The sequence below is a fragment of the Bacteroides sp. D2 genome (assembly GCF_025147085.1).
Lineage (GTDB): Bacteria > Bacteroidota > Bacteroidia > Bacteroidales > Bacteroidaceae > Bacteroides.
This window is the reverse complement of sequence record NZ_CP102261.1, coordinates 501,501-520,799: the sequence shown is the minus strand read 5'-3', so window position 1 is coordinate 520,799 and position 19,299 is coordinate 501,501. Positions and strand designations below refer to the sequence as shown.

Here is a 19,299-nt window from a genome sequence, read left to right as displayed (position 1 = left end):
TTTGCAGCTAGATAGAGAAAAGATAAACAATGAAACATACAAATCCACAAGTAGAACAGATGACTTCCTTCATCGTAATGGATGTGTTGGAGAGGGCAAACGAATTACAGAAACAAGGTGTTGATATTATTCATTTGGAAGTTGGTGAACCCGATTTTGATGTACCGTCTTGTGTGTCGGAAGCAGCAAAAGCGGCTTATGATCGTCATCTTACTCACTATACACATTCTTTGGGAGACCCGGAACTCCGGCGGGAAATTGCTGCTTTTTATCTACGGGAATATGGAGTGACGGTAGATCCGGATTGCATTGTGGTGACTTCCGGCTCTTCTCCATCCATTCTTCTTGCGTTGATGTTGCTCTGTAATACGGATAGTGAAGTGATTCTTTCCAATCCGGGATACGCTTGTTACCGTAATTTTGTGTTGGCTACCCAGGCTAAACCCGTTTTGGTTCCTTTGTCTAAAGAATATCTGCAATACGACATAGAAGCTATTCGTAAATGTGTGAATCCACATACAGCGGCTATCTTTATCAATTCTCCGATGAATCCGACCGGAATGTTGCTGGATGAAAAATTCTTGAGAGAGGTGGCAGCATTGGGAGTTCCTGTTATTTCGGATGAGATTTATCATGGACTTGTCTATGAAGGACGTGCGCACAGCATTCTTGAATATACCGATCAGGCTTTTGTCTTGAACGGATTTTCTAAACGTTTTGCGATGACAGGTCTTCGACTGGGCTATTTGATAGCTCCTAAATCTTGTATGCGTTCTTTGCAGAAGTTGCAGCAAAATCTATTTATTTGTGCGTCCAGCGTTGCCCAACAGGCTGGGATTGCAGCATTGCGACAGGCTGATTCGGATGTGGAACGGATGAAGCAGATTTATGATGAGCGTCGCCGGTACATGATTACTCGTCTTCGGGAAATGGGGTTTGAGATTAAAGTAGAACCTCAAGGAGCATTTTACATTTTTGCCAACGCACGTAAATTTACAACCGACTCTTATCGCTTTGCATTCGATGTACTCGAACATGCGCATGTCGGCATTACTCCCGGGGTGGACTTTGGTACGGGAGGTGAAGGATATGTACGCTTCTCCTATGCAAACTCATTGGAGAATATCAAAGAAGGACTGGACCGTATCAATCGCTACCTTTCTCGTCCCGACTTCTGATTAGCTCGGTGGCTGCTTCGTATTCTTCCTCTGTCACGAGGACGGATACGGAAGGAGCGATATAGGGTGCTAATGTCCCCATAATTCCATCTTTGATTACACAACGGATATTGTTGCTTTCTAATAACCCTTTAATGATCTCGGCTTCCCAGGGGGATCCGGAGAATACTTCTATTGCCTTGCTATAATCTTCTTCTTTCATGATCTTACTTATTAGGGGTTGTTATCTACAAATATAACAAAAAAGAGAGAGAAATGGTTATTTATTTTCTTAAAAATTATTCGAGTGTGATATGTTTTACGCTAATCTGCTGTTTAAGGAAAGTAGAGGCCGATTCTGAAAACTTTTCTTCCGCTTCGGTCGTGTAAAACTGGCAGTTGCCATTCTTGGTACATTTGGCATCCATTTCGGGATGTCTTTTCAAATAGTCTTTCAGGCTTTCTGCAACATATTCTCCTTGTGCAATTACACTGATATGATCCGGAATGTATTGCCGGATTTTAGGTAGGAGTATGGGGAAGTGGGTACATCCGAGGATGACAGTATCTATTTGAGGATCCTTTGACAGTAATTGGTCGATGTACTTCCGGATAAAATAGTCTGCTCCTTCGTCTTGTGATTCGTTATTCTCAACTAAGGATACCCACATCGGACATGCTGTCCCGCTGACCTGAATTTCAGGAAACAGTTTATGTATTTCTAATGGATACGATTCGGATTTGATGGTGCCTGCTGTTGCCAGTACGCCGATATGCTGATTCTTGCTAATCTCTTCAACACATTCTACAGTGGGGCGGATGACTCCGAGTACACGGCGGGCAGGATCGATTTGGGGTAAATCATTCATCTGAATGCTGCGCAAAGCTTTGGCGGAAGCAGTATTGCAAGCTAATATAACTAGATGGCATCCCATATCAAACAGTTTGTTGACGGCTTGCCGGGTAAATTCGTATACGACTTCGAAAGAACGTGTCCCATAGGGGGCACGTGCGTTATCTCCCAAATAGATATAATCATATTCCGGTAATACTTCTCTAATCTTGTCTAAGATGGTCAGACCTCCGTAGCCGGAGTCGAATACTCCGATTGGGCCGGGCGTATGGGATAGATGTTGCTTCATGACAAACTTGATTTATATACGCAAATGTACACCAAAAAAAGGGAAAGAGAAAGAAGATGATCCTTCTTTCTCTTTCCCTTTTGGTATTTCTTTATTCTTGGTCAGGTCTTATTTGATACCAAGATTTGCTTTTACCTTGTTAGTCAAGTTGATGCTCTGTGATTCGTTCACGTAAGGAATCGAAGTTCTTGCCAGGTCGAAGATATAGACCACGCCTTCAGCAGCACCTACTGCTTTGATAGCATTGTCCAACTTCTGGTAGATAGGAGCCATTGCATCATTTTGAGCTTTCTGCATTTGTTGTTGAGCATCCTGTTGGAATTGCTCTTGTCTCTGCATCATATCCTGCAACTCTTTCTGTCTTCTTTCAGCGATGTTAGGAGGAAGAGAATCTTTAGCGATAGCTTGTTGGAATTCCTGATATTTCTTGTTGAATTCTTCCTGCGTTCTCTGTAGTTCGGCAGTAAGTTGTTTTTCTAAAGTCTGAATATCATTTTGAGCTTTGGTGAATTCCGGCATCACAGTGATGATTTCCTGTGCATTAATGTGGCCGAATTTCAGGTTCTGTGCAAATACACCCATTGGGAGTGCAAGCAACATTACAAGTGCAATTTTTTTTAGCATAGTTCTATAATTTATTTGAATGATTTTTAGTTATTTCCAGCTGCAAATGTATGAAATTAATTTGAATATCCTAATTTTCTTAGGATTTCATCACTAATATCTATGCGTGGATTTGCAAATATTATACCTGTAGCAGAGGCTCTGTCAATTACCATATCATATCCATGTTGCTGTGATATAGCTTTCACTGCTTCATAAATATCATCCTGAATCGGAGTAATCAACTTGTCTCTCATCTTGGCTAATTCGCCTTCCGGACCGAAGTAGTTACGCTTCAGCTCGGCTGCTTCTTTTTCCTTCGCTACGATTGCATCTTCTGTCTTTGTTTTTTGTGCGGCAGAAAGAGTGGAAGATTTTGCCTGGTAATCCTGGAACATCTTCTGTGCTTCTTTAGCCAGAGCTTCTACTTCACTCTGGTATTTCTTCGTAGCTTCTTGCATTTGCTCATTAGCGCTTTGAGCTGCCGGAATATTCTTCATAATATATTCCGTATCGATCAGTGCAAATTTCTGTGCATTTGCTGCCATGCTGACAGCAAATAGCATCATGATTAATAGAACAGACTTTCTCATAACGTTTAGTTTTTGATGATACATTAGAATTCTTGTCCTAAGATAAAGTGGAACTGGCTTCCTCCATATTGTTTAGAACCAAATACTTTGTCGAAACCGTAACCCCAGTCAATACCCATCATACCAATCATCGGAAGGAAGATACGAACACCGACACCGGCAGAACGTTTCAACTCGAATGGATTGAATTTCTTGATATCATGCCATGCGTTACCTGCTTCAAGGAAACCTAACACATAAATATTAGTACTTGTTTCCAGCATCAACGGATATCTCAATTCGATACCGAGACGTGCATAGGCATAGCCTTCAGAACCGTATGGTGTTAATGAGCTGTTTTCGTAACCACGCAAAGCAATACTTTCAGTTGCATAAGTTGAATAACCGGTCATACCGTCACCACCTACGTCGAATGTACCGAACGGAGATTTCTTGTATTGGTTATAGTGACCTAACAGACCGAATTCCGTACGTGTCATTAATACCAGACATTTAGGATGAGCAACCGGATCCATCAGCGGAGTATATGTTTTGCCTTTGAATTTCCATTTGTGGTATTCTATCCATTTATGAAGCTTATTCATGTTGTCCTGGGTAATGCTACCTGTTTCAGGGTTGCTGTAATATCCCTTATAGTCTTTACCGTCCATCAACGAGTAAGGCGGTGTGAACTGAACTGACAGTGAGAAATCTGAACCCGAACGAGGGAAGATTGGGTTGTCAATAGAGTTACGAGCCAAAGTCAATGAAATGCTAAGGTCATTACATTTACCGTTGGTGACCGGGAAGTATTGCCAGTCGCTCAAGTTATAACGTTGGTAAGCTAATTCTGCGGAAAGAGTGAAATAGTCATCCGGCCATTTCAGACGTTTACCCCAACCTACGGAAAGTCCCCACATCTTGATAGATTTATCCGGGTCATAATAGTTTTCGTAGTTGTTATAGTTACCATAATTGTACATACCATAACCACCGTAGCCACTATACATACTGTTGTAGTAGTTGTTGAAGTAGCTGGAGTTGTAGTAACGGCTACTGATATCTGTCTGTACAGAGAAGAATGCCGATACAGAGAATGAATTCGGACGTTTACCACCAAACCATGGATCGAAGAAGGAAATACTGTATGATTGGTAGTATTTAGCGTTCGTCTGTCCGCTGATAGTCAATGTCTGACCATCACCTTGTGGAAGGATACCACGGTAGTTTTCACCCGGGTGCAACAAGTTGGCTACAGAGAAGTTGGTAAACTTCAAGCTCAACTTACCGATAATACCCGTCTGTCCCCAACCTGCAGAGAATTCCACCTGGTCGTTAGCTTTGGAAGTCAAAGGCAAACCTATGTCAACAGTTCCGTTCATCGGATCCGGTTGAATATCTGGTTGCAGCTTTTCCGGGTCAAAGTGTCCCATCTGCTGGATTTCACGCAAAGAACGCATCAAGTCTTCTTTGCTGAACAATTGTCCCGGACGAATACGAAGTTCACGGCGAACAACGTTTTCATACAAACGGTCATTACCACTGATCTTGATCTTATTGATAGTAGCCTGACGGCCTTCATAGATTCTCATTTCGAGGTCGATAGAGTCGCCAACGATATTTACTTCTACCGGGTCGAGGTTATAGAACAGGTAACCGTTGTTGTAATATAAGTTACCGATAGCGTCATCATCTGTAGAAACACGTTCGTTCAATAACTTCTGGTTGTATACGTCACCTTTCTTCATGCGGAGCAGGAAGTTCAACTGTTCTGACGGATAGAGAGTGTTACCTACCCATGTAACGTTACGCAGATAATATTTTTGTCCTTCGTCTATATTCAAATAAACGTTTACAGTCTTTTCGTCATACTGTGAAACGCTGTCTTTTACAATCATTGCATCACGGTATCCCAACTCATTATATTTGTCGATAATCAGTTGCTTATCTGCCTCGAAGTTCTCCGGCACGAATTTCTTGGTGCGGAACAAGTTACGAAGTTTACCTTTCTCATTGGTTTTCTTCATTACTTTCTTCAGCTTAGAAGCCTTGATTGCATGATTACCAACGATTTGTATTTCGTGTACTTTGATTTTTTCTTTTTTGTCGATATCAATGTCGACGATCACCTGATTTTCGCTGGATGGATCGTCTTTCTGCGAGATGATTACTTCTGCATTTTTGAATCCCTTATCGTCGAAATAACGTTTGATTAATGTCTTGGCACGGTCTACGGTATTCGGAGTAATCTGCATACCTTTTACCATTCCCAGCTTGCTTTCAAGATCGGTACGTTCCGACTTCTTCACACCATGATAGCGCACATCTGCGATACGCGGGCGTTGTGTCAGACTGATTTTTAACCAGATTTTGTCGCCTTCAATTTTCTCGGCTGTGATTTGTACATTTGAGAACAAACCATGACGCCAATAACGTTTGATTGCTCCAGTAATTTCGTCACCCGGCACAGTAATTGTTTGTCCTACCGATAGTCCGGATAGTCCAATCAATACATAGTCTTCATAATTCTTTACGCCTTCGACTTTAATATCTGCTATCTCATACTTTTTGGGTGTTCCAGAGTATAAGATGACAGGTTTCGAGTCTTCATCAGTGTTAGCATTTTGCGCAATGCCTGTTGTCGCAAAGCAGCACAGGCAGACAAACGTTATGAATATAAAGGAAATACGATAATGCATTTATGTTATAATTTGATGTTTCGAGTTATATTAGCTGATCTGTTCACTGGTTTTGCCGAATCGGCGTTCCCTTTGTTGATATTCCCAAATGGCTTTGTAGAGTTCTTCTTTGTTGAAGTCAGGCCAAAAAGTATCACAAAAATAAAGCTCCGAATAAGCGCATTGCCATAAGAGGTAATTGCTTAGCCGGATTTCTCCTCCCGTGCGGATCAGTAGATCCGGGTCGGGCATAAACTTAGTTTCCAGATGAGATGCGATGCATTCATCAGTTATTTGTTCGGGAGATATTTCTCCAGTTTTTATCAGTGTTGCTATTTGTCGTACAGCTTCGGTTATTTCCCAACGGGATGAATAACTAAGAGCTAATACCATACACATGCCACTATTTTGGGATGTGCGTTCTATGCATGATGCCAAGCTTTTCTGAACTTCAACAGGTAACTTTTTGAAATCACCGATTACATTGAAGCGGATATTGTTTTTCATCAATGTCTCTTCTTCAATAGATTCTAGCAATAGATTCATCAGAGCCGCAATTTCGTCTTGCGGCCGATTCCAGTTCTCGGTTGAGAAGGTGTACAGTGTCAGGTACTTGATTCCCAAACGGGCGGCATCTTCGGTAATATTCTGTACCGTTTCTGCGCCAGCACGGTGACCATAAGTACGTTCTTCCCCTCGTTGTTTTGCCCATCGTCCGTTCCCATCCATAATGATGGCCACGTGTTGTGGTATCCGAGTTTTGTCTATTTGTTCTATATAGGACATCTTTTTATTTTAAACGTATACGTTTTTATTTGCCAGCTTTTGCCAAATCAAACCATAGCTGATTAAGACGACCACGCCAAACTTCTGATTTATAAGAATAAGTATGGGGGGTCGTAGCTTGTGTACTATCGTCATCTTCTACTTCTTCATCAAAGCTAGCATTGCCTGCACTGAAAAGAATATAGATACTGTTGTTGTCTTTATTTACTGCGGTTGAATAGCTTGTTCTACCCCTGAATTCTGGCTTCTCCGGACTTGGTTTAAAGTCTGACTCACTCCAATCCTGATAAGGTAGATAAAATTTCTTATTTGCCTTTTTCCATGCAATACCTGCTTCAGAAATATAGAAAGATTCAAATTTCTCTCCGAAAATATAGAACTTATTGTTATAATATATTATGGAAGGATTAGTCAATGCAGGACAACTTGTATCTACATTATTGGGTGGTAGTGGAATCCATATCTCTCCCATATATGCCCAAGGTACAATCGTTTCGGTTTCTCCAACAGTTGGTTGATCTTTATATTTACCGATTAACATGATACCTTCCTGGTTCGTAGCTGTTGTATAGGTAGTGTAGGAAATATTGCCAATCGGGAAGTCATCCGGTACTTCTTGAAGCTTCTTTTCTGCCTCTGCTATAGATGCGATTTCAGCGATTGAATCAAATACTTTCTTGCCGTCATCAGTCTTGATATATGTTATTTTATTACTTAGTGGTGCCAGAAGCAAATTGACGTGATTGCCACTAAACAAATCTGACTCTAACCATGTTGTTCCGTCTGTAGACTCATATACCTTTCCGTCTTCTGTTGCAGATGTTGCATACAGTTTCTTCTTATATGATAAAATAGAAGAAGGGAGCTTGTCATCAAATTTAGATTTGCTGTCACTCACAACACTTGAGCTCCAATTCATCGTGTTACCTATTTGTGCACGATATACCATAAGGCTACCATTAACAACAGAATAAGTTAGGATATCATTTTCTAAAGCTACTGACTTTTGTTCTCCTGTGAGGTTAGCTTCGTCAATGTTCCCACAGTAATTCCATCTCAATGAATCAGGATCATGCCGATGCACATTTACCTTAATAGTATATTCCTTAGTCTGATTAGGAGATACTCCTGCTAAAGCTTCTGTCGACCATACCTTTATAATAAGTGGTTCTCGGAGATCAATAGAATCATTGATGTTTATGACAGAATCGTTACCGCTTTTGTCTTTCATTGTTACGACGCCTGATGCCGTAGTTAATGTTTTGATTAAAATCTTGTCAATGATGGTATCGGCATGAACAGGAAGAGAGTCTTCGTTATAAATTTCACGTGATAATTGATCAATAGTGAATTTATAACTCCCAAGGCCTGCTGTGTCAAGTGCAAACGCATGGATAGTTGCATCCGGGCTATATTCGATGTTATTATCGTCATCAAGACATGACGTTATAACAAATGACACCATGAAAAAACTCGCAATGAATGATAAAAACTTTATTTTCATTTGAAAGATTGTGTTTATTTACAAGTTGCAAAAATAGAAACATTTTTTCCGATAATGAACATTACAGGTAAGTTTTATATAAAATTATAGATAATAACACTGTTTTTATCGACGTAAAACCCCCTGAATAGAACTATCTTAGCTATATCCGATGAACATAATGCCAAAATTGTCTTTCGAAGTGTTCTTCTATCGAATAACTAAAATTATTGTTTATTTGGGGTGCTTTAACACCGGAATGTAGCCTGCTGGGGCACTTCTCGATATACGCCTCGTCCCATAGCTCATCATTAATGAATGATTGCAGCAATTGGCTACCTCCTTCTACCAGTAATGATTGTATTTTTCGTTGATACAGTACTTCCATAATCTGCTTCAGTGTGTTATGATTGAAGTCGATGGAGATATATGTGATGTTGGTTCTTGCTGGCTGTTTCTTTTCAGTAAAGACTAATGTTGGCACATTTTCATCGAATATTTGTAAATCATTCGGAAGAGATAATGTGCGGTCTAATACGACACGTATTGGATTATGTCCATACCAGTTGCGTACCGTTAGCGACGGATTATCCAATAAAGCTGTTCGTCTGCCTACCATAATAGCATCAGCCTCCGCTCTTTTTTTATGTACTAGCATTGAAGTGAGAGGAGAGGAGAGTTTCACAGGCATTCCACTTGTACGTTCCATATCAATAAAATGATCGGCTGACTCTGCCCATTTTAACGTGATAAAAGGCCGATGAAGTGTATTGAAAGTAATAAAACGACGAATCAGTGATTGACATTCTTCCTCTAATACGCCGACTATTACTTCCCGTCCGGCATCCCGCAATTTCTGAATTCCCCGTCCGGCTACTTCAGAAAAGGGATCCTGGCATCCGATAACAATGCGCGGAATCTGTTTCTCTATAATTAGATCCGCACAAGGAGGTGTTTTCCCGTAGTGGGAGCAAGGTTCCAAACTGACATAAATCGTAGAATGCTTCAATAAAGACTCATCTTTGACAGAACGGATTGCATTGACTTCCGCATGTGCCTCTCCGCAACGAATGTGATAACCTTCACCGATAATACGTCCGTTACATACGATAACAGCTCCTACCATCGGGTTTGGAGGTACATTGCATAACCCGTTCTTTGCAAGCTCAATGCAACGCCTCATGTATTTTTCTTCTTCCATTTTGGTGCTCTTCGCCATATTATTCTTACTTTTGCACTCCGAAATTGTGAAAATATGAATCGTATCACCGCTTACATTCGCCAGTCTTTGCAGGAAATCTATCCGCAGGAAGAGATAAAAGCTCTTTCAATGCTGATTTGTTGCGACATGTTAGGCTTAGATGCGCTCGATATTTACATGGGCAAAGATATAATTTTATCCGAATGCAAACAGCGTGAATTAGAAAACATTATATTCCGTTTACAGAAAAATGAACCGATACAGTACATTCGCGGTTTTGCGGAGTTTTGCGGAAGGAATTTTAAGGTTGCTTCCGGCGTGTTAATCCCTCGACCGGAGACCGCAGAACTCGTAGAGCTAATAGTAAAGGAGAATCCGAATGCCCGTCATCTGTTAGATATAGGTACGGGAAGTGGATGCATTGCGATCTCTCTGGATAAAAAACTTCCGGATGTAGACGTAGAGGCGTGGGATATTTCGGAAGAAGCGTTGGCTATTGCCCGTAAAAACAATGAAGATTTGGAAGCCGGGGTGAGATTTCTGCAAAGAGATGTATTGTCTGATGACTGGGAAAAGGTGCCGTCTTTTGATGTGATCGTCAGTAATCCGCCTTATGTGACTGAAACGGAAAAGAACGAAATGGACGCTAATGTCCTTGATTGGGAACCGGGGTTGGCCTTGTTCGTTCCTGACGAGGATCCTTTACGGTTTTATAATCGTATAGCCTGTCTGGGAAGTGATTTGCTATTGCCGGGCGGAAAACTTTATTTTGAAATCAACCAGGCTTATGGCCGGGAAACAGCACACATACTTGAAATGAACCAATATCGTGATGTTCGTGTTATAAAAGACATATTTGGAAAAGATAGAATAGTTACAGCTAACCGATGAGTGCACAATTAACTGATGAAGAGGCTTTAAATCGCGTAGCCTCTTACTGCTCCACTGCCGAGCATTGCCGGGCAGAAATAAATGAGAAGTTACAACGTTGGGGAATTGCCTATGATACCATTGCGCGTATTCTTGACCGACTGGAATCAGAGAAGTTCATTGATGATGAACGTTTCTGCAGGGCTTTTGTGAATGACAAGTTCCGCTTTGCCAAGTGGGGGAAAATGAAAATAGCCCAGGGGCTTTACATGAAGAAGATCCCTTCTGATGTGGCATGGCGTTATCTGAATGAAATTGATGAAGAAGAATACCTTTCTATTCTGCGTGACCTGCTGGCTTCCAAACGGAAAAGTATCCATGCGGCAGACGATTATGAATTGAATGGAAAGCTGATGCGATTTGCCATGAGTCGTGGATTTGAACTGAAAGATATTAAGCGTTGTATCGACATTCCCGATGAAGAGGAACAAATTGACTGAAAAAATAAACGGATTCTTCTTTTTATTCTCGTTCAATTTCTGTACTTTTGCGGCAAATAATTAATAGTTAGTTTAGTTATGAAAAACTTAGAGAGACTATTTGCGGAGAAACTGTTGAAGATTAAAGCTATTAAACTTCAACCCGCTAACCCTTTTACATGGGCTTCTGGATGGAAATCCCCCTTTTACTGTGACAACCGTAAAACTCTGTCCTATCCTTCTCTTCGTAATTTTGTGAAGATTGAAATTACACGTCTGATATTAGAACGATTCGGACAGGTGGATGCGATTGCTGGTGTGGCTACAGGCGCTATTCCGCAGGGAGCTTTGGTGGCTGATGCATTGAATTTGCCGTTCGTGTATGTTCGTTCTACCCCCAAAGATCATGGATTAGAAAACCTGATTGAAGGTGAACTTCGTCCGGGTATGAAAGTCGTAGTCGTAGAGGACTTGATTTCTACTGGTGGTAGTAGTTTGAAGGCTGTTGAAGCAATTCGTCGCGATGGTTGTGAAGTGATCGGTATGGTTGCAGCGTATACATACGGATTCCCGGTAGCTGAAGAGGCGTTCAAAAATGCGAAGGTGACTTTGGTAACGTTGACCAATTATGAAGCAGTACTTGATGTTGCTCTTCGTACAGGTTATATTGAAGAAGAAGACATACAGACATTGAACGAATGGCGTAAAGACCCTGCTCATTGGGATGCTGGAAAATAAGATTCATTTTTTGATTAAACATATTTGGTAAAAAGAACTGTTCGGACAATACTTGGCCGGATTGTTCTTTTTTTGTTTTATACTAATAGAAATTTATGAGTAATTTTGAGAGTAGTGTCAAGGTAATACCTTACAGTCAGGAACGCGTATATAATAAACTTTCAGATTTGAGTAATCTGGAAGCTGTCAAAGATCGTTTACCGAAAGATAAGGTACAGGATTTGAGTTTTGATTCGGACACGTTAAGTTTTAGTGTCCCTCCTGTTGGGCAACTAACTTTGCAAATTGTAGAGCGTGATCCATGTAAATGTATAAAGTTGGCAACAACTAACTCTCCACTTCCCTTTAATATGTGGATTCAACTGGTTGAAACTGCAGAAGAAGAGTGCAAGGTGAAGGTGACTATAGGAATGGAGCTTAATCCGTTTATGAAAGCAATGGTACAGAAACCTCTTCAGGAAGGCTTGGAGAAGATGGTTGATATGCTGGCAGTTATTGAATATTAAAAAACAAGTATTAAGTATTAACCGTAGTCACTTTGGCTCATGCTGTTGTGCTTAATACTTAACACTTAATACTTAAACTTATTTTTTATGGCACAGAAACTTTGGGAGAAGTCCGTACAGGTGAATAAGGATATCGAACGTTTCACGGTAGGTCGTGATCGTGAGATGGATCTTTATTTGGCCAAGCATGATGTGCTCGGCTCTATGGCTCACATTACGATGCTGGAAAGTATCGGTTTGTTGACGAAAGAAGAACTGGAACAGTTGCTGGCAGAGTTGAAGAGTATTTATGCCTCGGCTGAAAGAGGTGAATTTATCATAGAAGACGGGGTAGAAGATGTACATTCACAGGTAGAACTGATGTTGACCCGTCGTTTGGGTGATATCGGAAAGAAAATACATAGTGGTCGTTCCAGAAATGATCAGGTCTTATTGGATTTGAAACTTTTTACCCGTACACAAATAAAAGAAGTTGCCGAAGCTGTAGAGCAACTTTTCCATGTACTGATTCGTCAGAGCGAACGATATAAAAACGTTTTGATGCCAGGGTATACCCACTTACAGATTGCAATGCCTTCTTCTTTTGGCTTGTGGTTTGGTGCCTATGCCGAGAGTCTCATGGACGATATGTTGTTTTTGCAGGCTGCATTTAAAATGTGCAATCGTAATCCATTAGGTTCTGCAGCGGGGTATGGCTCGTCCTTTCCTTTGAACCGGACAATGACAACCGACTTGCTTGGCTTTGATTCGATGAATTACAATGTTGTGTATGCTCAAATGGGGCGTGGGAAAATGGAACGTAATGTTGCTTTTGCATTGGCTACGATTGCCGGAACCATTTCTAAGTTAGCTTTTGATGCTTGCATGTTTAATAGTCAGAACTTTGGTTTCGTGAAATTGCCTGATGACTGTACCACGGGGTCCAGCATTATGCCTCATAAGAAGAATCCCGATGTCTTTGAACTGACACGTGCTAAGTGTAATAAACTGCAATCGCTTCCTCAACAGATCATGATGATTGCGAATAATCTGCCTTCCGGCTATTTCCGTGATTTGCAGATTATAAAAGAAGTTTTCCTGCCTGCTTTTCAGGAATTGAAAGACTGTTTGCAGATGACAACTTACATCATGAATGAAATAAAGGTCAACGAGCATATCCTTGACGATGATAAATACCTCCTTATTTTTAGCGTGGAAGAAGTGAATCGTCTGGCACGTGAAGGTATGCCTTTCCGTGATGCCTATAAGAAGGTTGGCTTAGATATTGAAGCTGGAAAATTCTCTCATACAAAAGAAGTACACCATACTCATGAAGGTAGTATTGGCAACCTTTGCAATGCGGAAATCTCTGCATTGATGCAGCAAGTGATCGATGGATTCAACTTTTGCGGAATGGAGAGGGCAGAGAAAGCACTGCTTGGGAGATAAAATAGACTTTCGAAGGATAGTTTTTTAAACTTTCCTTCGAAAAGATTTGGCAGAAACAAGTAAACTACTTATCTTTGCACCCGTTGAAAAAACGCGGAAATAGCTCAGTTGGTAGAGCATAACCTTGCCAAGGTTAGGGTCGCGAGTTCGAGTCTCGTTTTCCGCTCTTTCTTTGAAAGGATGCTCGAATGGTGGAATGGTAGACACGAAGGACTTAAAATCCTTTGGCCATTGCGGCTGTGCGGGTTCAAGTCCCGCTTCGAGTACGAGTATTCTTTATAGGCTTTATGAATCATTGATTCATAAAGCCTTTTTTATTTTTATGGGTGTGTAATATACATTTGTTTTGTTCTGGAAGGCTCTGTTTAATAGGTGCTTGGGAAAAAATAAACCAAAAAAATAGTGATAATATTTTTTTATTGTGTTATTAATCTTTTATTTTGCTTTCAGATTACGAATCGAGGATTAATATTATATTGATTATTCCTTTAACCTAACATGTGTAATATTTGATTTAACCGTAAACGCTGAAAAATACTAGAGAGAGATGGAAAATAACGACAAGCAGATTGAATTAAAGTTTCAGAGGTTTTTTACTGTGAATTTTCCGAAAGTAAAGAACTTTGCTCAAATGCTGCTTAAATCTGAAAGTGATGCAGAAGATGTGGCTCAAGATGTTTTTTGTAAGCTTTGGCTGCAGCCAGAGTTATGGCTGAATAATGATAAAGAACTAGACAACTATATCTTTATAATGACTAGAAATATAGTTCTGAACATCTTTAAGCATCAACAGGTAGAGCAAGAATATCAGGCGGAGGTTATAGAAAAGACCTTTCTTTATGAATTGACAGAGAAGGAAGAGATCTTGAATAATGTATATTATAAGGAGATGCTGTTGATTATTCAGTTGACCTTGGAAAAGATGCCGAAGCGTCGTCGGTTGATATTCGAACTTAGCCGTTTTCGAGGATTAAGCCATAAAGAAATAGCTGATAAACTCGATGTTTCTATTCGTACTATAGAGCATCAGGTTTATCTGGCATTGATCGAATTAAAGAAGGTACTCCTCTTTTTTATTTTTTTCTCCAATATTTTTAAGTAGTGTGTTCGTAGTAGTTGTATTTAGTGTATAAAGCCAAAAAAAGAAAGAAAAAGATTCATGAAAAATTATATTCAACAACTCATAGAATTGTTCGGCCATAACAACTATTCAGCCGATACACAGAAGAAAGTGCAACAGTGGTTGGCTGATGAGGAGCATGTTGATGAAAAGAATGAGGCTCTTCGTGAGCTTTGGAAACAAGCAGAAGGACAGAGAGTACCTGATGGTATGCAACAATCAATACAACGAATGCGGCAGAATCTGGGAATGCAGTCTGTCACTTCGCGGAGAAATTACCAGTTGCTTATATGGAGAGCTGCAGCTATTTTCTTGTTAGCTGTCTCATCCATTTCTATCTATCTGATGTTGGAAAAGGACCGACCGGAAAAAGATTTGGTTGAATGTTACATACCGACAGCAGAAATTCATGAACTTACATTACCGGATGGTACACATGTTATGCTGAATTCAAAAAGTACACTACTATATCCGGAACAATTTACGGGAGAAACCAGAAGCGTATATTTGATTGGTGAGGCAAATTTCAAAGTAAAGCCGGATAAGAAGCATCCTTTCATTGTGAAAGCAAATGATTATCAAGTTACAGCTTTGGGAACAGAGTTTAATGTAAATGCTTATCCTGAAAGTAATGAATTGATTGCTACATTGCTGGAAGGCTGTGTGAAAGTGGAATTCAATAATTTGATGTCAAATGTTATATTGAAGCCGAACGAGCAATTAATATATAATAAACAAACTAAAGAACATAATTTACGATTGCCGGAGATTAGTGATGTGACAGCATGGCAACGTGGAGAGCTAGTCTTTAGTAATATGCATTTAGAGGATATTTTCACTAATCTTGAGCGTAAGTTCCCTTATGCTTTTGTATATAGTCTTCATAGTATGAAGAAGAACACATATAGTTTCCGTTTCCGAAATCAAGCAACGTTGGAAGAAGTGATGGAAATTATATCACAGGTGGTAGGAGATGTAAATTATGTAATTAAAGGAAATAAATGCTATGTAACGAATAAGAAATAAAACCTGTTGTAGAACCTATTAAAAATAAAATGCTATGCCAAAAAGTATCCGGAAGGAATGCCCGTTCCCTCCGGATGTGAAATCAATTCTCTTCAATATTAGCGCATATTGACGCTATTCTAAATGATCCCAGAATAATAACCAATTAACTAATACTAAAAAGATGCTACAAATTTACGAAAAAATAGCAGAACAAATAGCTCATAAGCGGGTCTTTCTCACTTTTTTAAGTCTATTATTACTTATACAGACCCAAGCTTTTGCTCAAAACGATAGTAAAATTACTATCCAGCAAAAAAATATCACTGTTATTGATGCATTAAAAACTGTGGAAAAACAGTCTAAAATGTCGATAAACTATAGTGATTCCGAATTGAAAGGGAAGCAAATTGTTGATCTTAATTTGCAAAATGCATCGGTACTGGCAGCCCTTGATACAATCTTGAAAGGAACAGGTTTCGCTTATCAAATTCAGGGTAATTACATTATAATTACAGGAAAGAAGCCTACTGCTGTTGCACAGACAGTAAAAGATATCAAAGGAAAAGTAACTGATGAAAAGGGTGAACCATTGATTGGAGTAAATATAACTGTGGATGGCAGTTCTACAGGTACAATAACCGATCTTGATGGAAACTTCTCTATAAAAGCGCCGGATAATTCCCAGTTTAAAGTGTCTTATATAGGATATGCCACCCAAGTCATCCCTGTTTCAAAAAAAGATTTCTATCAGATTGTAATGAAACAAGATACAGAGGTCTTGGAGGAAGTTGTTGTAACGGCATTGGGTATCAAGCGTGCAGAAAAAGCATTGTCTTATAATGTACAACAGATTAAGGGTGATGATTTGACTACTGTGAAAGACGCGAACTTTGTGAATTCATTGAATGGTAAGGTTGCTGGTGTGAGCATTAACCGAAGTGCTACTGGTGTGGGGGGAGCTACACGTGTGGTAATGCGTGGTGCCAAATCTATTGAAGGTAACAACAATGCACTGTATGTTGTAGACGGTATTCCTCTGTTTAATACGGACATGGGAAATACAGATAGTGGTATTATGGGTGAGGGAAAGGCTGGTACGGAAGGTATCGCTGACTTTAATCCAGAAGATATCGAAAGCATCTCTGTGTTGAGCGGCCCTTCGGCTGCTGCACTTTATGGTAGTAGTGCAGCCAGCGGTGTTATCCTGATTACAACCAAGAAAGGTAAGGAAGGAAAACTCTCCGTGCAGTTCTCTTCTTCTTCTGAATTCAGCAAAGCTTATATGACTCCTGACTTTCAGAATACTTATGGAAATAAAAAAGATACTTACGAAAGCTGGGGTGAAAAATTACCCACTCCATCTAGTTATGATCCGAAAAATGACTTCTTCAATACCGGTACAAATTTCATCAACTCGGTGACGTTGACTACAGGTACGCAAAAAAATCAGACTTTTGCTTCGTTCTCTTCTACAAACTCCAAAGGTATTGTTCCGAACAACAGTTATAATCGTCTGAACTTTACTATCCGGAACACTGCGACTTTCTTCGATGATAAGCTGCAACTCGACTTGGGGGCATCGTATGTCAAGCAGGACGATACGAATATGGTTTCACAGGGACTCTACTGGAATCCGATTGTGGCTGCTTATCTCTTTCCGAGAGGTGAGGACTTTGAAGATATTAAAACTTTTGAACGTTTTGATGACAGTCGTAAGCTACCAGTACAGTATTGGCCGGTTTCGGATGCAACTTATGCTTCACAAAACCCGTACTGGACTGCTTATCGCAATGTATCAACCAATGAGAAGAGCCGTTATATGTTCAATGTAGGTTTGACCTATAAGATTACAGATTGGTTGAATATTACAGCCCGTTACCGTATGGACGATACCTATGTATTGTTTGAACGCAAAATTTCTGCTTCTTCCGATCAGGTTTTTGCTGAAGGTAAGAAAGGACATTATGAATATATTAACTACAACGACCGTCAGGAATATGCTGATGCTATGTTGAATATCAATAAGCGTATTCAAGACTTCAGCGTTTCTGCCAACTTCGGATGGAACTACTCTAACTATTGGGCACTACAAAGAGGCTATAAAGGAACATTGTTGGGAGTTCCCAACAAGTTTGCAACTTCAAACATTGACCCGTCAAATGGTCGTATTTCAGAAAAAGGAGGTGATAGTCGTGTACGTAATCATGCTATCTTCGGCAACGTGGAACTGGGATGGAGAAGTATGCTCTACCTCACTTTGACCGGAAGAAACGACTGGAACTCACGACTAGTCAACACAAGTGAAGAGTCATTCTTCTATCCTTCTGTCGGATTATCTGCAATTGTTTCTGAAATGGTGAAACTTCCTGAATTTCTTTCTTATCTGAAGGTGCGTGGTTCATATACCGAAGTTGGTGCTCCGGTGTCACGTTCGGGGTTGACTCCGGGAACAGTCACTACTCCGATTGTGGGTGGTAACTTTAAACCTACCTACATTTATCCGTTCACCGACTTCAAAGCGGAGCGCACCAAGTCATATGAATTTGGTCTGAGTTTGCGTTTGTTTAGCAAGTTCAATGCAGAAGTGACTTATTATAAGTCGAACACTTACAACCAGACTTTCTTAGGAAACCTACCTGAATCTACCGGTTATAACTCCATTTATCTGCAGGCAGGTAATGTCGAGAATCGGGGTTGGGAAGCATCATTTGGCTATAGCGACCGTTTCAAGAATGGACTCTCGATTTCTTCTACGTTGACTTTCTCGAAGAATATTAACGAAATCAAGGAAATGGTGAAAGACTATAATACAGAAGTGATGGGAGTTCCTGTCTCCATTAATATTCCGGAAGTACTGAAAGACAAAGGACGCACTATCCTGAAAGAAGGTGGAAGCATTCATGACATCTATGCAACCCGCTTTTTCAAGAAAGATAGCCAGGGATATGTGTTGGTAAGTAGTGACGGAAAATATGAAATGGAGGATGGTGATCCGGTGTATCTAGGCAAGACTGCTCCCGACTTCAACATGGGATGGAATAATGCTATTTCTTATAAAGGGTTCGGACTCAGTTTCCTGATTAATGGACGTTTTGGAGGTGTGGTAACATCTTCAACAGAAGCAATTCTTGACCGTTACGGAGTGTCTCAGCGCACAGCCGATGCACGAGAGTCTGAAGGTGCATTATTCCCGGGACAAGGACGGGTAGATGCTAAGACATATTACCAAATGATTGGTACAGGTAACTATCAGACCTCAGGCTACTATGTATACAGCGCAACCAACATACGTCTACAGGAACTTACATTCAGTTATACTATGCCTAACAAATGGTTTGGTAATGTACTGAAAGATGTATCGGTTTCTTTCATTGCCAATAATCCATGGATGCTGTACTGCAAAGCTCCGTTCGATCCGGAACTGACTCCGTCTACAGCAACTTATGGACAAGGAAATGACTACTTTATGCAACCAAGCGTACGCAGCTTCGGTTTCGGATTGAAATTTAAACTTTAACAGATTCATTA

At 40.3% G+C, this 19,299-nt stretch carries 17 protein-coding genes and 2 tRNA genes; 11 read left to right on the top strand and 8 right to left on the bottom strand.

The features are described from left to right. Positions 1–29 precede the first annotated feature (29 nt). Entirely contained in the window at positions 30–1,178 is a 1,149-nt protein-coding gene (locus NQ505_RS01920) for a pyridoxal phosphate-dependent aminotransferase (protein ID WP_004324592.1), read from the top strand. Here the strand turns inward: NQ505_RS01920 and NQ505_RS01915 are convergent. The 8 genes from NQ505_RS01915 to ribD all read right to left on the bottom strand — a co-directional run bounded on the left by NQ505_RS01915 (position 1,147) and on the right by ribD (position 9,640). Beyond that, the gene (locus NQ505_RS01915; RefSeq protein ID WP_004299777.1) at positions 1,147–1,380 is read right to left on the bottom strand and encodes a DUF2007-related protein; all 234 of its coding nucleotides are present in this window, start codon (positions 1,378–1,380) and stop codon (positions 1,147–1,149) included. The two genes, NQ505_RS01920 and NQ505_RS01915, sit on opposite strands and share 32 nt — an antisense overlap. Positions 1,381–1,456: 76 nt before the next feature. Next, a complete protein-coding gene (murI, locus tag NQ505_RS01910) occupies positions 1,457–2,299 on the bottom strand; it encodes a glutamate racemase (protein ID WP_008997930.1) in 843 nt (280 codons plus the stop codon). A 108-nt stretch (positions 2,300–2,407) separates the two neighbouring features. Continuing rightward, on the bottom strand, positions 2,408–2,923 hold the full coding sequence (locus tag NQ505_RS01905) for an OmpH family outer membrane protein (RefSeq protein WP_008997929.1): 516 nt from the start codon (positions 2,921–2,923) through the stop codon (positions 2,408–2,410). 56 nt (positions 2,924–2,979) lie between these two features. Then, complete coding sequence (locus NQ505_RS01900) at positions 2,980–3,495, bottom strand: OmpH family outer membrane protein (RefSeq protein WP_004310500.1); 516 nt, start codon at positions 3,493–3,495, stop codon at positions 2,980–2,982. Positions 3,496–3,518: 23 nt separating this feature from the next. Continuing rightward, positions 3,519–6,173 carry an outer membrane protein assembly factor BamA gene (bamA, locus tag NQ505_RS01895; RefSeq protein ID WP_008997928.1) on the bottom strand — a complete coding sequence of 885 codons (2,655 nt, stop codon included), beginning with the start codon at positions 6,171–6,173 and terminating at the stop codon, positions 3,519–3,521. 30 nt (positions 6,174–6,203) lie between these two features. After that, a complete protein-coding gene (locus tag NQ505_RS01890) occupies positions 6,204–6,938 on the bottom strand; it encodes an isoprenyl transferase (RefSeq protein WP_008997927.1) in 735 nt (244 codons plus the stop codon). A 25-nt stretch (positions 6,939–6,963) separates the two neighbouring features. After that, positions 6,964–8,442: a DUF6242 domain-containing protein gene (locus NQ505_RS01885; protein WP_008997926.1), complete on the bottom strand. Its 1,479-nt coding sequence runs from the start codon at positions 8,440–8,442 to the stop codon at positions 6,964–6,966. Between the two features lie 142 nt (positions 8,443–8,584). After that, positions 8,585–9,640, bottom strand: a complete 1,056-nt coding sequence (gene ribD / locus NQ505_RS01880; RefSeq protein ID WP_008997925.1) for a bifunctional diaminohydroxyphosphoribosylaminopyrimidine deaminase/5-amino-6-(5-phosphoribosylamino)uracil reductase RibD — start codon at positions 9,638–9,640, stop codon at positions 8,585–8,587. Positions 9,641–9,676: 36 nt separating this feature from the next. Here ribD and prmC point away from each other — a divergent pair, with 36 nt between their 5' ends. From prmC to NQ505_RS01830, 10 genes are all read left to right on the top strand, one after another. Next, positions 9,677–10,513, top strand: coding sequence for a peptide chain release factor N(5)-glutamine methyltransferase (gene prmC, locus NQ505_RS01875; protein ID WP_008997924.1), 837 nt, complete (start codon positions 9,677–9,679; stop codon positions 10,511–10,513). Then, positions 10,510–10,992: a regulatory protein RecX gene (locus NQ505_RS01870; protein WP_004299786.1), complete on the top strand. Its 483-nt coding sequence runs from the start codon at positions 10,510–10,512 to the stop codon at positions 10,990–10,992. The genes prmC and NQ505_RS01870 overlap by 4 nt, the downstream gene beginning before the upstream one ends. A gap of 78 nt (positions 10,993–11,070) precedes the next feature. Beyond that, entirely contained in the window at positions 11,071–11,709 is a 639-nt protein-coding gene (gene pyrE / locus NQ505_RS01865) for an orotate phosphoribosyltransferase (RefSeq protein ID WP_004299787.1), read from the top strand. A gap of 95 nt (positions 11,710–11,804) precedes the next feature. Further along, positions 11,805–12,215, top strand: coding sequence for an SRPBCC family protein (locus NQ505_RS01860; RefSeq protein WP_008997923.1), 411 nt, complete (start codon positions 11,805–11,807; stop codon positions 12,213–12,215). 87 nt (positions 12,216–12,302) lie between these two features. Continuing rightward, positions 12,303–13,643 carry an argininosuccinate lyase gene (gene argH / locus NQ505_RS01855; protein WP_008997922.1) on the top strand — a complete coding sequence of 447 codons (1,341 nt, stop codon included), beginning with the start codon at positions 12,303–12,305 and terminating at the stop codon, positions 13,641–13,643. A gap of 93 nt (positions 13,644–13,736) precedes the next feature. Continuing rightward, positions 13,737–13,809: transfer RNA gene (locus NQ505_RS01850), tRNA-Gly, on the top strand. A 16-nt stretch (positions 13,810–13,825) separates the two neighbouring features. Next, positions 13,826–13,909 (top strand) — tRNA-Leu (locus tag NQ505_RS01845). A 281-nt stretch (positions 13,910–14,190) separates the two neighbouring features. Next, positions 14,191–14,745, top strand: coding sequence for an RNA polymerase sigma-70 factor (locus NQ505_RS01840; RefSeq protein WP_008997921.1), 555 nt, complete (start codon positions 14,191–14,193; stop codon positions 14,743–14,745). A gap of 57 nt (positions 14,746–14,802) precedes the next feature. Continuing rightward, positions 14,803–15,789 carry a FecR family protein gene (locus NQ505_RS01835; protein WP_008997920.1) on the top strand — a complete coding sequence of 329 codons (987 nt, stop codon included), beginning with the start codon at positions 14,803–14,805 and terminating at the stop codon, positions 15,787–15,789. A 163-nt stretch (positions 15,790–15,952) separates the two neighbouring features. Continuing rightward, a complete protein-coding gene (locus NQ505_RS01830) occupies positions 15,953–19,288 on the top strand; it encodes a TonB-dependent receptor (protein ID WP_008997919.1) in 3,336 nt (1,111 codons plus the stop codon). The last annotated feature ends 11 nt before the right edge of the window (positions 19,289–19,299 follow it).